Source organism: Pseudomonas sp. NBRC 111140 (genome assembly GCF_001320885.1).
In the GTDB taxonomy this organism is placed as follows: domain Bacteria; phylum Pseudomonadota; class Gammaproteobacteria; order Pseudomonadales; family Pseudomonadaceae; genus Aquipseudomonas; species Aquipseudomonas putida_P.
The window spans coordinates 25,785-39,529 of sequence record NZ_BCBQ01000061.1 but is presented as its reverse complement, the minus strand read 5'-3'; the positions used below and the strand labels follow the sequence as shown (position 1 = coordinate 39,529).

Annotated in this window: 9 protein-coding genes; all 9 read right to left on the bottom strand. The window is 64.2% G+C overall.

All coding sequences use genetic code 11. The features are described from left to right. On the bottom strand, window positions 1-994 hold a 994-nt coding region (locus APH42_RS18960), incomplete at its 3' end, for an autotransporter outer membrane beta-barrel domain-containing protein (RefSeq protein WP_060494006.1). Window positions 995-1,312: 318 nt separating this feature from the next. Beyond that, on the bottom strand, window positions 1,313-2,107 hold the full coding sequence (locus tag APH42_RS18955) for an endonuclease/exonuclease/phosphatase family protein (protein ID WP_060494005.1): 795 nt from the start codon (window positions 2,105-2,107) through the stop codon (window positions 1,313-1,315). Between the two features lie 72 nt (window positions 2,108-2,179). After that, window positions 2,180-4,333 (bottom strand): glycogen debranching protein GlgX, encoded by a 2,154-nt coding sequence (gene glgX, locus APH42_RS18950; RefSeq protein WP_012273256.1) that lies wholly within the window; start codon window positions 4,331-4,333, stop codon window positions 2,180-2,182. Window positions 4,334-4,484: 151 nt separating this feature from the next. Next, window positions 4,485-4,751 (bottom strand): DUF2934 domain-containing protein, encoded by a 267-nt coding sequence (locus tag APH42_RS18945; protein WP_060494004.1) that lies wholly within the window; start codon window positions 4,749-4,751, stop codon window positions 4,485-4,487. 14 nt (window positions 4,752-4,765) lie between these two features. After that, window positions 4,766-7,540: a malto-oligosyltrehalose synthase gene (locus APH42_RS18940; protein WP_060494003.1), complete on the bottom strand. Its 2,775-nt coding sequence runs from the start codon at window positions 7,538-7,540 to the stop codon at window positions 4,766-4,768. After that, entirely contained in the window at window positions 7,537-9,606 is a 2,070-nt protein-coding gene (malQ, locus tag APH42_RS18935; RefSeq protein ID WP_012273253.1) for a 4-alpha-glucanotransferase, read from the bottom strand. The genes APH42_RS18940 and malQ overlap by 4 nt, the downstream gene beginning before the upstream one ends. After that, window positions 9,603-11,345, bottom strand: a complete 1,743-nt coding sequence (gene treZ / locus APH42_RS18930; protein WP_060494002.1) for a malto-oligosyltrehalose trehalohydrolase — start codon at window positions 11,343-11,345, stop codon at window positions 9,603-9,605. Before treZ ends, malQ begins: the two co-directional genes overlap by 4 nt. Before the next feature lie 14 nt (window positions 11,346-11,359). Then, entirely contained in the window at window positions 11,360-12,919 is a 1,560-nt protein-coding gene (gene glgA, locus APH42_RS18925) for a glycogen synthase GlgA (protein WP_012273251.1), read from the bottom strand. A gap of 535 nt (window positions 12,920-13,454) precedes the next feature. Further along, the gene (locus APH42_RS30190; protein ID WP_012273250.1) at window positions 13,455-13,622 is read right to left on the bottom strand and encodes a DUF6026 family protein; all 168 of its coding nucleotides are present in this window, start codon (window positions 13,620-13,622) and stop codon (window positions 13,455-13,457) included. Window positions 13,623-13,745: the final 123 nt, after the last annotated feature.

The following is a 13,745-nucleotide window of genomic DNA, read 5'->3' as shown; positions in this document are numbered from 1 at the left end:
CGAACAAGGCCACTGAAGGTGTTACCCGTGCCACCAGCCCCAAGCCCAGTTCCACCGTGGTCGAATAGCGCGAGCTGGAGATTTTGTCGACCTGGTCCAGCTTCACTTCATCGGCATTGCTGAAGTCATACCACACGTTGGTCCGTACATAGGGCTCGATGGGCATGCCACGCACTTCGTAGCGCCCGGACAATTTGGCACCCACACGGCCGCTCCAGGTTGGCTGGCTGTCAAATGCCTGCAAGGTCTCCTCCTGCACCTGGTTGCCAGGGAAGAACTGTTGATTTATCAACTGTGCCTGAGGTTCGATCACCCAGTTGCCGCCCAGGCGGATCGGGTAACCGCCCTCCACCGAGAAGGTCATCGCGTGGCCGCTGTCGTCCAGTCGTTGGCCGCTTTCGCCACGGCCCAGCACATCGATGCGCGAGCCCATGGCCACGGCGTCCAGGTGCCAACCCTGTTCATGGGTCATGCTCCAGTAAACGCCCAGGCTTTCCCCACTCAGGTTCACGGCATTGCGCTGCTTGTCGCCCAACAGCGGGCGCATGCCGTTGAAGCTGCTTTGCAGGTTGTTGTGCCCCACGAAAATCCCTGCGCGGTGCACATTGCCCGCTGCAGTTTCACGCACGAACAGGTCCGGGCCGATTGTCAGTTGCTGGCTGGGTGCCTCCAGTTGGTCTGGGGGCTGTGAAACACTGCGCGAGGTGGTTGGGAAGAACTGCGCCCACTGGCTGGCGACCAGGTCCGGTGCCGCCTGCCCGTGACGTGCAGTCATGGCTTGGGAGAACGCGTTCAGGGTGCCGATGCTCAAGCCACTGGCGCTGATCGGGTCGAGCGACAACTGAGGCACTGCTGTCTGCTGCAGAAAGCCGGGCGAAATAGGGTCATCCTGCAGTTCGTACGCGAAAGTTTCCACCGGGGTTGCCAGAAGCAGCGACGTGGAAACCGCGTAGAAAATGCTGTCGAAGCGCAAGGGGTTCGAGGTGCTTTTCATGGCGGATCTCCTTTGTTTTTGTGGGGTACAGCCCGAGGACCTGGCCTGTTGTCACGAGCTGTACGGCAAAAACAGTGGGCGACCCAAACCAGCACGCCGGCTTTCGCAAACGCGCACGAAGGCGCGAGCTAGAGGCCCGGCGCGAGATCTTTACTACTTGGTAATGTTCAGCTAAGGAGAGGTGGCCGCTTGCGTCAAGAAAGCGTGAAGGAAGTGTTGATGTTGTGTGGTAATGCTCAACCCCTTGTTTTGTTGAGCAAAACAGTAGGGTATAGCGGGGTTCGCTATTTGCCGTGCCCTGGCTATGAAGAATGATTGCTAGAGGCGCACTTCAACCGCCAACGGCAGGTGATCTGACAGGTGCGACCAAGGTTTGTGCCCCAAAATCCGCGGCCCATGGCTTTCGGCGTTACGCAGGTAGATGCGGTCCAGGCGCAGCAGCGGCAGGCGGGCAGGGTAGGTGCGGGCGAGGTGCCCATGGTGGCGCTCGAATGCCTCGTGCAAGTCGCGTTGCAGGCCGAGCGTGCGGTTGCCGTGGGTTTTCCAGTCGTTGAAGTCGCCGGCGATGATCACCGGGGCATCGGCGGGTAAGGCGTCCAGCAATTTGCGCAGCAGTTGCAGCTGTTTTTGCCGGTGGCTTTCCAGCAACGACAGGTGCACGCAGATCGCGTGTACCTGGCCTTGCCCCGGTACATCCAGCACGCAGTGCAACAGGCTACGGCGCTCTGGCCCGGTGATTGACACATCAAGGTTGCGGTGCTCGATGATCGGGTATTTGGACAGCAGTGCATTGCCGTGATGGCCGTCGGGGTAAACCGCGTTGCGGCCATAGGCGAAGTCGCTCCACATGCTGTCCGCCAGGAATTCGTACTGCGAAGTCTGTGGCCAGCCGGGGTAACGGGCGGCGTGGCGGTCGTGGCTACCGAGCACTTCCTGGAGGAAGACGATATCGGCCTGGGTGCTGCGCACCGCCTCGCGCAGTTCCGGCAGGATGAAGCGCCGGTTGAAGGCGGTGAAGCCCTTGTGGGTATTCACCGTCAGCACCCGCAGGCGTTTTACGGCCGGGGCCTGGTTGATGCTGGCGAAACCTTCACTGCCGGCTTCGGGGTCCACGGCAACTCCTCGAACAATGGGTTTACACAAGGCCGCTTCTACAGATAACGGACATGCGCCAGTTACTCAGGTTCACTCCTCGTCGCGCTGCAGCACCATCAGCAGCATCGACCGCCCCTTGACCTCGAACGTGCTGTCGAACTGCAAATGCTGCCCTTTGCGTAACTCTGGCCGGTCGGTATCCACCAGGCAGCTCCAGTACTCGCCTTCAGGCACGGACGGCAACTTGAAAGGCACGATGTCATGGTGGGCATTGACGATCAGCAGCACCGTGGCCTCGGCGCCCGGCCGGGCGATGCCGCTGACCTGCGCGCGGCCATCGATCAGCATGCCCAGGCAGCGCCCGTGCGGGTCTTCCCACTGCTCCACAGTCATCTCGCTACCATCCGGCGCCAGCCAAGTCACATCCTTGACCCCGATCGCCTCATTGTAATCGCCCACCAGGAAACGTGAGCGGCGCAGCACCGGGTAGGCCAGGCGCAGACGGGTCAGGCGCTTGACGAAGGCCAGCAGCTCTTCGCCTTGCTGATCCAGGTCCCAGTTCACCCAACCGATCTCGCTGTCCTGGCAGTAGGCGTTGTTGTTGCCGTGCTGGGTGCGGCTGAATTCGTCACCGGCGACGATCATCGGCGTGCCCTGGGCCAGCAGCAGGGTAGCGAAATAGTTGCGCATTTGGCGCATGCGCAGGGCATTGATCCCCGGGTCGTCGGTCGGCCCTTCGACGCCGCAGTTCCACGACAGGTTGTTGTCGGTGCCGTCCTGGTTGTTCTCGTCGTTGTCTTCGTTGTGCTTGTGGTTGTACGACACCAGGTCGCGCAGGGTGAAACCATCGTGGGCGGTGATGAAGTTGACCGAGGAATACGGCCGCCGCCCACGGTTGTTGAACATGTCGCCCGAGGCGGTCAAGCGTGCGGCAAAATCGGCGAGTTGGCCTTCATCGCCTTTCCAGAAGGCGCGTGCGGTGTCGCGGAAGCGGTCGTTCCATTCCGCCCAGCCAGGGGCAAAGTTACCCACCTGATAGCCGCCGGGGCCGCAGTCCCAGGGCTCGGCAATCAGCTTGACCTGGCTCAGCATCGGGTCCTGGCGGCAGGCGACGAGGAAGCCATGACGCTCGCTGTAGCCGTCGTGGTAGCGGCCAAGGATGGTCGCCAGGTCGAAGCGGAAGCCGTCAACGTGCATTTCACCCGCCCAGTAACGCAGCGAATCGGTGACCAGCTGCAGCACGCAGGGGTGGCTCAGGTCCAGGGTGTTGCCGGTGCCGGAATCGTTGATGTAGTAGCGCTTGTCGTCCGGCATCAGGCGGTAGTACGAGGCGTTGTCGATACCGCGCATCGACAGGGTCGGGCCGCGCTCGTTGCCTTCGGCGGTGTGGTTGTAGACCACGTCCAGGATCACCTCGAGCCCGGCGTCGTGCAGGTGGGCGACCATTTCCTTGAACTCGGCAATCTTGCCGCTGGCCAGGTAGCGCGGGTGCGGGGCGAAAAAGGCGATGCTGTTGTAGCCCCAGTAGTTGTTCAGGCCTTTGTCCAGCAGGTGTTGGTCGTTGACGAAGGCGTGAATCGGCAGCAGCTCGATGCTGGAGACGCCCAGGTCCTTGATGTGCTTGAGCAGCTCGTCATTGGCCAGGCCGGCAAAAGTGCCGCGCAGCGCTTCCGGTACCGCCGGGTGGCGCATGCTGATGCCACGGGTGTGCGCCTCGTAGATGATCGTGCGTTCCCAGGGGATCAGCACGCGTTGGTCGCGGCCCCAGGTGAAGGCCGGGTCGATCACCTTGCACTTGGGGACGAAGGGCGCACTGTCGCGCTCGTCGAACGACAGGTCGCCATCGGGGTGGCCGATGGTGTAGCCAAACAGCGCTTCGGACCATTTCAGGCTGCCGACCAGTTGCTTGGCATAGGGGTCGATCAGCAGTTTGTTGGGGTTGAAGCGGTGGCCGTTTTCCGGCTCGTACGGGCCGTATACCCGGTAGCCATAGACCAGGCCAGGGTGAGCGTCGGGCAGGTAGCCGTGGTAGATCTCGTCGGTGTATTCGGGCAGCTCGATGCGCTCGATTTCCTGTTCGCCGGTGGAATCGAACAGGCACAGTTCGACCTTGGTGGCGTTGGCCGAGAACAGGGCGAAGTTAACCCCAAGGCCATCCCAGGTGGCACCGAGGGGAAAGGGCATGCCTTCGCGGATGCGCGACGGTGCGACCGAGCGGGTTTTCTTTGGGGTGCGGGGGCTCATGGCGGTCCTCGTATGGCCGTGGTGGAGGGGATTGTGCAGTCCTGCCCCGGCCTCTTCGCGGGTAAACCCGCTCCCACAGGTTCATCACCGGTGCTGAAAGCCGTGCAGTACCTGTGGGAGCGGGTTTACCCGCGAAGAGGCCAGTACAGGCTTAACCAGCAGAAGGCTTTTTCACCGCCCTGGGCTTTTTCGCCGCAGCCGGTTTAGCCCCTGGCAGCGCGGCCACCTTGGGTTCGGCAGGTGGCTTGGGCTTGGCCGGTGCCCGTTTGCGTGGCGCCGCCTTGGGTGCCAAGGCTTCAGCCTCGGCCAACTTGCGCGCCATATCCCAGTGGCGGTCTTCCTGGCCGGCGGGTTTACCTTCGGACTCCCATATCTGGTAGGCAAATTCGCGAATACGCTTTTCATCGACACTCATCATGACGCTCCTGATGCTCAAGATTGTTGTATCAACAGGTTGACCGGAAACTCCGCCAGCACGGCGCTCAACATCAGCTCCTTGGAAGAGCTGACCGCCGCACAGGGGAAAAGTCCCGTCGAGTTGGCAGGTGACAAGGCAAACGGCAATACCAGCCGGGTGTCGTCCCAGTTCTGTGCCGGGATCAACGGGGTTGTGGCGCCACCGAGCAGGCTACTGGCCAGGCGTGGCGCGACGATGACGGCCCGCTCGCCCTCTCCCAGGCGGGCAAACGCAATCACGTTGTCTGCGTGCCGGCCCTGCACGCTCAGTGGCAGGTAGGCACCACGGCGGAACAAGTCGGCGTGTGCCTGGCGGCAGTCCAGCACTTTGGCGATCAAGGCCTGCTTGATGCGGCCATCGCGCCAGTGCGTCAGCAACTCGGCGGGCGCTGTGGCGTCGTCGAGGGTACGACGCCTGCAAGCGTAGTCCACGGCGCGGCGGTTATCCGGGTCGACCAGGCTGAAGTCCCAGTATTCATTGCCCTGGTACAGGTCGGGCACGCCTGGGGTTGTCATGCGCAGCAGGGTTTGGACCAGGCCGTTGAGGGCGCCTGGGCAGGCCAGCAGTTGTGCGGCATCGGCCACGGACTTGCGCAGTTGCTGGTTCTCGCTGTCCAGCAGCAGGCCATCGACATAGCGGGCGCAGGCGCTTTCATAGGCTTCGTTCGGTGCATTCCAGCTGCTGCGCAACTTGGCTTCGCGCAGGGCCTTCTGCTGCCATTGGCGAATGCGCTCGGCGTATGTGCGCAGGCCGCCCGTGTCCTGCAGGTCGAGCGCTAGCGGCCAGCTGCCGAGCAAGGTCTGCAAGAGCATCAGCTCGTCGCCAGGGCTGGGTGCTGGGCCGTCGTCCAGCAGTGTGCGCAAGGGGGCAGCCAATTCACGCCAATGCTCCACCCGACTGGCCAGCCACGGCCCGCGCTCGCTGAGTACGGCCAAGCGCGCTCGGGTGTCTTCACCGCGCTTGTGGTCGTGGGTGGCGGTGGCCAGCAGGTTGTCGGGGAAGTCGCGCAGGCGCCGCTGGGCTTCGTTGTGGAAGTGCGCAGGTGCTGCGCTGAAATGCTCGGCCTCGAAGCCCACGTCATTGCGCGACAGCAGCCGCGCGTTGCGGTAGAAGGCGGTGTCTTCCACGGCTTTGGCGGCGCTGGGCGCGGTCAGTTGCTGGAAGCGCACGCAGGCATGGCGCAGCTGCTTGCGGGCGCGGCCCGGTGGCAGGTGACGCCAGGCTTGCCCGCCCAGCCATCGTTCAAGTTGTTCCAGCAGTGGCCAGTCGGCTTCGCCAAGGTCTTGCCGGGCGTTGACCAGCGCCTGCTGGAAAAACCTTTCGTCTTCAGCCGGGCGCCCGCAGGCGTTGAAGTAGGTACGGTAGACAGGGTAATGCGCCACCAGCGCCTGCAAGGCCCGGCGAATCGCGCCCAGGGTCAGGTCGCGGGTCATCAGGTCGTTGCGTGCCACTTGCAGCAGGGCCAGGGCCACCGATTCGCAGTCACCGGCCAGGCTGGCGTTGAGTACCAGGTGACGGGCCTGGCGCACTTCTTCGGGGAAGTCCGGGCGCTCGCTGAGGTTGGCCCACAGCTCGCTCAGCGGCGCTTCGCCGGCCGGGTCGTGTTGCAGCAGCGACACCTGGTTCATGAACTCGTAGCCGGTGGTGCCGTCGGTGAGCCAGTCGCGGTGCAGGTGCTCGTCAGCGCCAAGAATCTTCTCCACGTAGATCGGGAAGTGCTCCAGTGCTGCACTCAGCGGCCGCTGTGCCAGCAGGCCATCGACCCGTCGGCGTAGTTTGCGGCAATAGCCGCGCGGGTCGGCAAGGCCGTCGATATGGTCGATGCGCAGGCCGTCCACCAGGCCGCGTTCGATCAGTTCGAACAGCTTGGCGTGGGTGGCCTCGAACACCACTGCGCGCTCCACCCTCAGACCTCCGAGCTCGTTGATGTCGAAGAAGCGCCGCCAGTTGATGTCGTCGGCGGCGGTGCGCCAGCTGGCCAGGCGGTAGGTCTGGCGCTCCAGCAGCAGGTGCAGGCGCTTGAAACCATTTTCGGCGCGGCTGTCGAATGCCACTAGCGCTGATTCCAAGTCGGCACCTTCGCGCACCAAGCGTGCCAGTTCGGTGTGCAGCGCAAGGGCATCGGCCAGTGGGGTGGTCGATTCGGCCAATGCCGTGAAGTGCTCGGCCAGGGCCTTGAGTGCCGGCTCTGGGCTGAGGGCGAGAATCCAGCCATAGTCGACCGGGCAGATTGGGAAGCGGTGATCGTAATGGGCGATTTGCAGCGTGCCTTGCTGCTTGTCGAATTCAAGCGGTATGTCGCCGTTCTTCAGCGCCACGCCATAGTCGCTGCCGAGAAACGGCAACAGCAGTTGCCCGGCCAGCAGCGGGTCGCTGGAGTGCCACTGGATGTCGAAGAACTCCGCATACGGGCTGCGCCGGCCCCAGGCCAACAGGCTTTGCCACCAAGGGTTGTCGGCACCGCCCACGGCCATATGGTTGGACACAGTGTCAAGGATCAGCCCCATGCCATGCTGGCGCAGGGCGGCGACCAGTCGCTGCAGTGCCGCCTCGCCGCCAAGCTCCGGGTTCACGCAGGTAGGGTCGACCACGTCGTAGCCATGGCGCGAGCCCGCGCGGGCCTTGAGGATAGGCGAGGCATACAGGTGGCTTATGCCCAATTGAGCGAAGTACGGTACCAGCGGCACGGCGTGATCAAGGGTGAAGTCACTGTGAAATTGCAGGCGCAGGGTCGCGGTCAGTGGCTTCATCGGTCACGCTCCCAGGCTTGTTCGCGGGCCTGGGCCAGCAGCTCCAGGCGGCGAGCGGCATGCTCGTCGTCGAGCAGTTCGCGCACTGGCTGGGCGAAGCGCCGCCTCCAATTGGGGTGGCCGCTGGTGGTCCCCGGCAGGTTGGGCTGCTCGTCGCAACCCAGCAAGTCTTCCAGCGGCACCAGCACCAGCGGTGCGCGGGTATGGCCAACGTAGCGGATGGCGGCGTCGATTACCGCGTCATTGTCCTTCAGCTCGCCGTAGTTGGCCTCCAGGGTGCGGCGCAGGCCGTCGTGTTCTTTCTGGCGGTCGTGGCGCCAGTGCAGCTCGGTAGCGGCGTCGATCAGTTGCAAGCGCTGGCTCCAGTCGATGTCGCGGTTTTCCAGCCAGCCGGCCAATGGCGCGAGGTCATGGGTGCCCGTGGTGGCCAGGGCGTTGTCCGGCCAGTCGAGAATCGGCTTGAACTGGCCGGGCTGGGTCTGCTCGAAGGGCAGCACGCGCATGCCCAGCACGGCTTTTTCGGCCAGTGTCTCGCGCAGGCCATCGGGTACGGTGCCCAGGTCTTCGCCAAGAATGATCGCCTGGTGGCGCACCGATTCCAGCGCCAACAGGCGCAACAGGTCGTCCAGCGGGTAATTGAGGTAGGCGCCTTCGCTGGGCTTTGCCCCCTGCGGGATCAGCCACAGCCGGCGCAGGCCCATCACATGGTCGATGCGCAGGCCGCCAGCGTGGGCGAGGTTGGCCCGCAGCATCTCGATGAAGGCGCGGTAGCCGTTGCGCTTGAGGCCCTCGGGCGAGAAGGCGCAGATACCCCAGTCCTGCCCGGCGCGGTTGAGGATGTCGGGCGGCGCCCCCACTTTCAGGCCGGCCAGCAGTTCATCCTGGCGGCTCCAAGCCTGGCTGCCGGCGCCGTCGGCGCCCACCGCCAGGTCGGCGATCAGGCCCACGGCCATGCCGTTGCCACGGGCTGCCTCGTGGGCACGCTGCAGGCCGCGTTCGGTCAGCCACTGGCAAAAGGCATGGAACTCGACCTTGGCCGGGTAGGCGCTGGCAAAGGCTTCCACTTCCGGGTGGTACGGGTCGTGCCAGGCCTTGGGCCAGTTGCGCCAGTCGGCGCCCAGGCCATGCTCGACTGCCTGGGCCTGGAGCACCTCGAAGCGACAGTGGTGTTCCAGCGCCTGGCCACCGGCTGCGCGGAAGCTGTCGAAATCGCTGCGTAGCGGGTGGTTGCCTTGGCTGAAGCCCTGGTACAGCGCTTCTAGCAGGCGCAGGCGGGCGCTGGCGGCGCGTGGCCAGTCGACCAATGGGCGTTGCTCCAGCTCCTCCAGTTGCTGTTCCAGGCCGCAGGCTTCGATGGCCATGCGCACCTCCCGTTCACCCAGCAAGGACGCGGGGCTGGCGTACAGGGTGTTGAGCAGCAGGCGACTGGACGGCGAGTAGGGGCTGTAGTGTTCCTGGTCGATGGCCGACAAGGCGTGGATCGGGCTGATGGCCAAGGCATCGGCGCCGCGCTCGGCTGCCGAGCGTGCCAACTGCTCCAGTGCCAGGCAGTCGCCGTAGCCACCATCGCCGGGGCGACGCAGGCTGTACAGCTGCACCGCCAGGCCCCAGCAGCGTGGTGGTGGTTGTTGCACATCGTCTTCCAGGCTGTGGCAGCGTGGCGGGGCAATGGCCACAGTGAAGCGGCGGCTGTCGATTTCTACCTGATGGTAGCCAATCGGCAGATCACCGGGCAGACGCGCCTGCTGGTCAAGGCTCAGGGTAAGCGAGGCCTGGTCTTCCAGGGTGCAGTGGGCGACGCTGGCGGCGCTGAAGTAGCGCGCCAGCGCCAGCGGTTGGCCCTGCTCGGCGGTCAGCAAGGGCGGCAGGTGCTCACTGTCCTCGGCGGCTTCCACCGCACGCAGGCTGGCGGCAATGGCCGTGTCATCGCTGGCTGGGTGGCCAAGGCCTGCGAGGATATTGCGCAGCACTTCGTCGCTGACACGCTGAGGCCGGGCATTGGCGTCGATCCAGTCGCGGCTGAGCCCGACGAGGGTCGCCAGACGGTGCAGGGCGGTTTCGCTCATAGGCGCTCCTGGGCAGGGGGAAGCAGGCTGACCACACAGCTGTACGCAGCCAGGTGGGTATCCGGGTGCCGGGTGTCGCTGCTGTCGAACAGCCGAGCGGGTGGCGCGGGCAGCTCGACGGCTTGCGCGGTGTCGGCCAGGTTCAGGTCGATGCGCAATGTGTTGCCATTGCCTAGCCGCCAGCGTGCGGTCAGCGCCTTGTCGCCGTGCACCTCGGCGCCCAGTGCACGGCTGCCGGGCAAGTGCGGGATGACGTGGCGGCGGCGCAGGTCGAGTAGCTGCTGGTACAGGCCGTGCCAGCCGGCGATCACCTCCTTGTTTTGCGGGCGCGAAGACTCGAAGGTCTGCTCGGCGTTGGGGTCGGGAATATGCTCACGCTGATCGGGGTCGGCAAACGCGGTGAAGTGGGCGAATTCACCTCGGCGGCCTTCGCGCACGGCATCGGCCAGCGCATCATGGAAATCGGTGAAAAACAGAAATGGCCGGCAGCTGCCGTCGTCATCGCCCATGAACAGCAGCGGAATCATCGGTGCCAGCAACAGCAGGCCGGTGGCCGCACGCAGGGCCGGTGGCGAGCACAGGCGGGTCAGGCGTTCACCGAGCGCGCGGTTGCCGATCTGGTCGTGGTTTTGCAGGAACAACACAAAGGCACTGGGCGGCAGATGCGCGCTGGGTTCGCCGCGTGGCGTGCCATGCCGGTTGGGTTCGCCCTGGAACACGAACCCTTCGCCAAGGCAGCGCGCCAACTGGTCGATGGGGCGTTGCTGGTAGTCGGCGTAGTAACCCTCGGTTTCGCCGGTCAGCAGCACGTGCAGGGCATTGTGGCCGTCGTCGTTCCATTGGGCGTCGAAGCCTTGTTCCAGCAGGCCGGCTTGGTTGTGCTCGTTTTCCAGCACCAGCCACACCTGGCGGCCAGGTTCCACTGCAGCGCGTACGCGCTGCGCCAGTTCGACGAGGAAGTCCGGCTGGTCGATGGCGTGCACGGCGTCCAGGCGCAGGCCGTCGCAGCGGTAGTCGCACAGCCACATCAGGGCATTCTGGATGAAGTACTCGCGCACCTGCGGGCGGCGGAAGTCGATGGCCGCGCCCCATGGCGTCTGCCGGTCTTCGCGGAAGAACGGGCTGGCGTACTGGTGCAGGTAATTGCCGTCGGGGCCGAAGTGGTTGTACACCACGTCCACCAATACCATCAGCCCTTCGCCGTGGGCCTGGTCGACCAGTGCGCACAGCTGTTCGGGGCTGCCGTAGGTGTTCTGCGGCGCGTAGGGCAGCACCCCGTCGTAGCCCCAGTTGCGTTCGCCGGGGAACTGCCCCAGCGGCATCAGTTCGATCGCGCTGATGCCGAGTTCGGCCAGGCGCGGCAGTTGCCGAGCTACCCCGGCGTAGCCATCGAGCAGGCCAACATGCACCTCCTGGATCACCGCTTCATGCCAAGGCCGGCCTTGCCACGGGTGTTGCCAGGCGTAACCGGCCACATTCACCACCTGGCTCGGCCCTTGTACGCCGTCGGGCTGGTAGCGTGAGGCCGGGTCGGCCACCAGCAATTCACCGTCGATTCGGTAGTGGTAACGGTCACCGGCCTGGCATGGGGCCACGCCGGTGTACCAGCCATCGTCGCCGGGCAGCAGCTCGATGGCCGGTTGCTGTTCCAGTTCAACGCTCACGCTGCGCGCATCGGGTGCCCAGAGGGCGAAGCGCGCCGACGTGGCGTCCAACAAGTGTGCGCCATGCCTGTGCATCTTCCAGCCCCCGCTCAGTAGTGGCTCAGTTGTGCCTGCTTGACCAGGTCCTCGTACAGGCGGGCGTAGGGCTCCACCGCCTGGCACCAGTTGAATGGCTGGGTCATCGAAAGGCAGCGCATGGCGTTGAGCAGGTCCTTCTTGCCGTATACATAGAAGGCGCGGCTCAGTGCCTGGCGGTAGCTCTCGACGGTCGATTCGTTGAACAAGAAGCCCGTGACGCCGCACTCGATGGTGTCGGCCAGGCCGCCTGTATTGCGCGCCACCGGCAGTGAGCCGAAGCGTTGCGCGTACATCTGGCTGAGGCCGCAAGGCTCGTAGCGCGACGGCATAAGCAGGAAGTCGCTGCCCGCGAACATCCGTCGAGCATCGGTTTCATTGAAACCGATGCGCACACCGATACGCCCTGGGTGGCGCAGCGCCAGTTCGCGCATGGCTTGTTCTTCTTCCGGCTCGCCACGGCCGATGATCGCGATCTGCCCACCTTGTTCGACGATGTAGTCGGCCACGCCCAGGGTCAGGTCCAGGCCCTTCTGATAGACCAGCCGCGAGACCACGGCGAACAGCGGGCCTTCGGAATCTTCCAGGCCGAACAGCTCGCGCACTTCATGGGTGTTGCGCGCCTTGCCTTCCCAATCGTTGATGCTGAAGTTGTGCTGCAGGTGCTTGTCGGTGGCCGAGTCCCAGCTTTCGTCGATACCGTTGGGGATGCCACCTAGCAGGCCTTGCTGGGCCTTGCTGGCGAGGAAGCCGTCCAGGCCGCAGCCGAATTCCGGGGTGGTGATTTCCCGCGCATAGGTGGCGCTGACCGTGGTGATGTGGCTGGAGTAGGCCAGCCCAGCCTTGAGGAACGACAACTTGCCGTAGAACTCCATGCCTTCCTGCTGCATGGCGTGGTCGGGGATCGCCAGCTCCGGGCTGCAGCCGCGGCTATATACTCCCTGGTAGGCCAGGTTGTGGATGGTGAACAGGGTGGGCGTGCTCAGCCCGCGCCAGTGCATGTAGGCCGGGGCCAGGCCGGCGGGCCAGTCATGCGCGTGCACCACTTCCGGCGTCCAGTGGATCTTGCCTTCGCCAGCGGCGATTTCGGCGGCAGCCAGGCCCAGGCGAGCGAAGCGAATGTGGTTGTCAGGCCAGTCTCGGCCGTTGTTGGCACCATAGGGTGTGCCGTCGCGTTGATACAGTTCGGGGCAGATCAGCACGTAGATGACCAGGCCGTCGGCCATGTCCATGCGCCCGATCTTGCACGGCGGCAGGGCCGCGTGGCCGCCCAGTTCACCCACGATATGGATCGGGTTGTCGCTTTCCATGACCTGGCGGTAGCCGGGGATGAGCACCCGTACATCGTGCAGGTGCGCCAGGGCACGGGGCAGCGCGGCGGACACGTCGCCCAGGCCGCCGGTTTTCACCAGGTCGGCGATTTCCGAGGTCACGAACAGAATCTTGCGCATGTTCGGGTTGTGTTGGCGCTGGGCGCCGGGTGCCTTGCCTGTCGTGGCGAAATCCGGGGTGAGCGGCTCGCGGTTGTCCGGGTTGAATGAATCTACGTGAGGCTCGACAGCGGCACTGATCATACTTCTCTCCGTCCCTATGCTTGGCCGGGTGCTGGCACCCGTGGCGATGTTTCGTGTTGGTTCTCTCTAATTTTGAATCTGCGTAGTGCGTTCCTTGCCCCAGGGTCGTGCGCGCAGGCACAGCGCGATCGGCGCTCCGGCCGAAGGCGATTGGACTGGTTGGGGTTGTAGGCTGAGGATTGGGAGTAGCCCAATGCGTCTGGCCTTCTTTGTTCATGACCCGCCGGCTTTCCTGAAAGTTCGACTTATTTTGGTCACTCTTCCTGATGAGCAAATGGCGGGCCGAAAACCGAGTGTAGGAGAGAAAGTGCTAAAAAGGTGACCCGCTGGTCACTATTGTTATGTGCGGAATAGACGCAAACGTTGGCGTATGTGACTGGATGTGAAAAGGTTTGTCGGGGGTGTTTGGCGGGTGCGCCAATTTGTGGCCAGCAGGGGGCCGTGCACCAAGTTGGTGCTTGGTGGGGGATTAAAAAGCTACGTCGGGGAGATCAGCAGGTGGGAGCCTTACAGCCCCCACTGGAGGAAGGGAAGATCAGAGGCTGACAGCTTTATCGCCATCACGTTGTTGCGCCAGCAGCAGGTTCAGCTGGGCGACCTGTTGGCGCAGTTGGTCACGTTCGTCCTTCAGTTTACGCAGCTCATCACGGCGCACGGAGACATAGAGTGTCTGGGGTGGGGTTGCAGGCATCAAGGTACCCATGAGCACACCTCGCGGTTTTGGCTGGTGACAAGTCAAAGCGTAGACGCTTCACGCGGGGCGCATTTTGAATTCTTTCGCAGGTCTTGGGAACTTTTTTGTTTATCGTGGTCTTGCCGTTCGTCG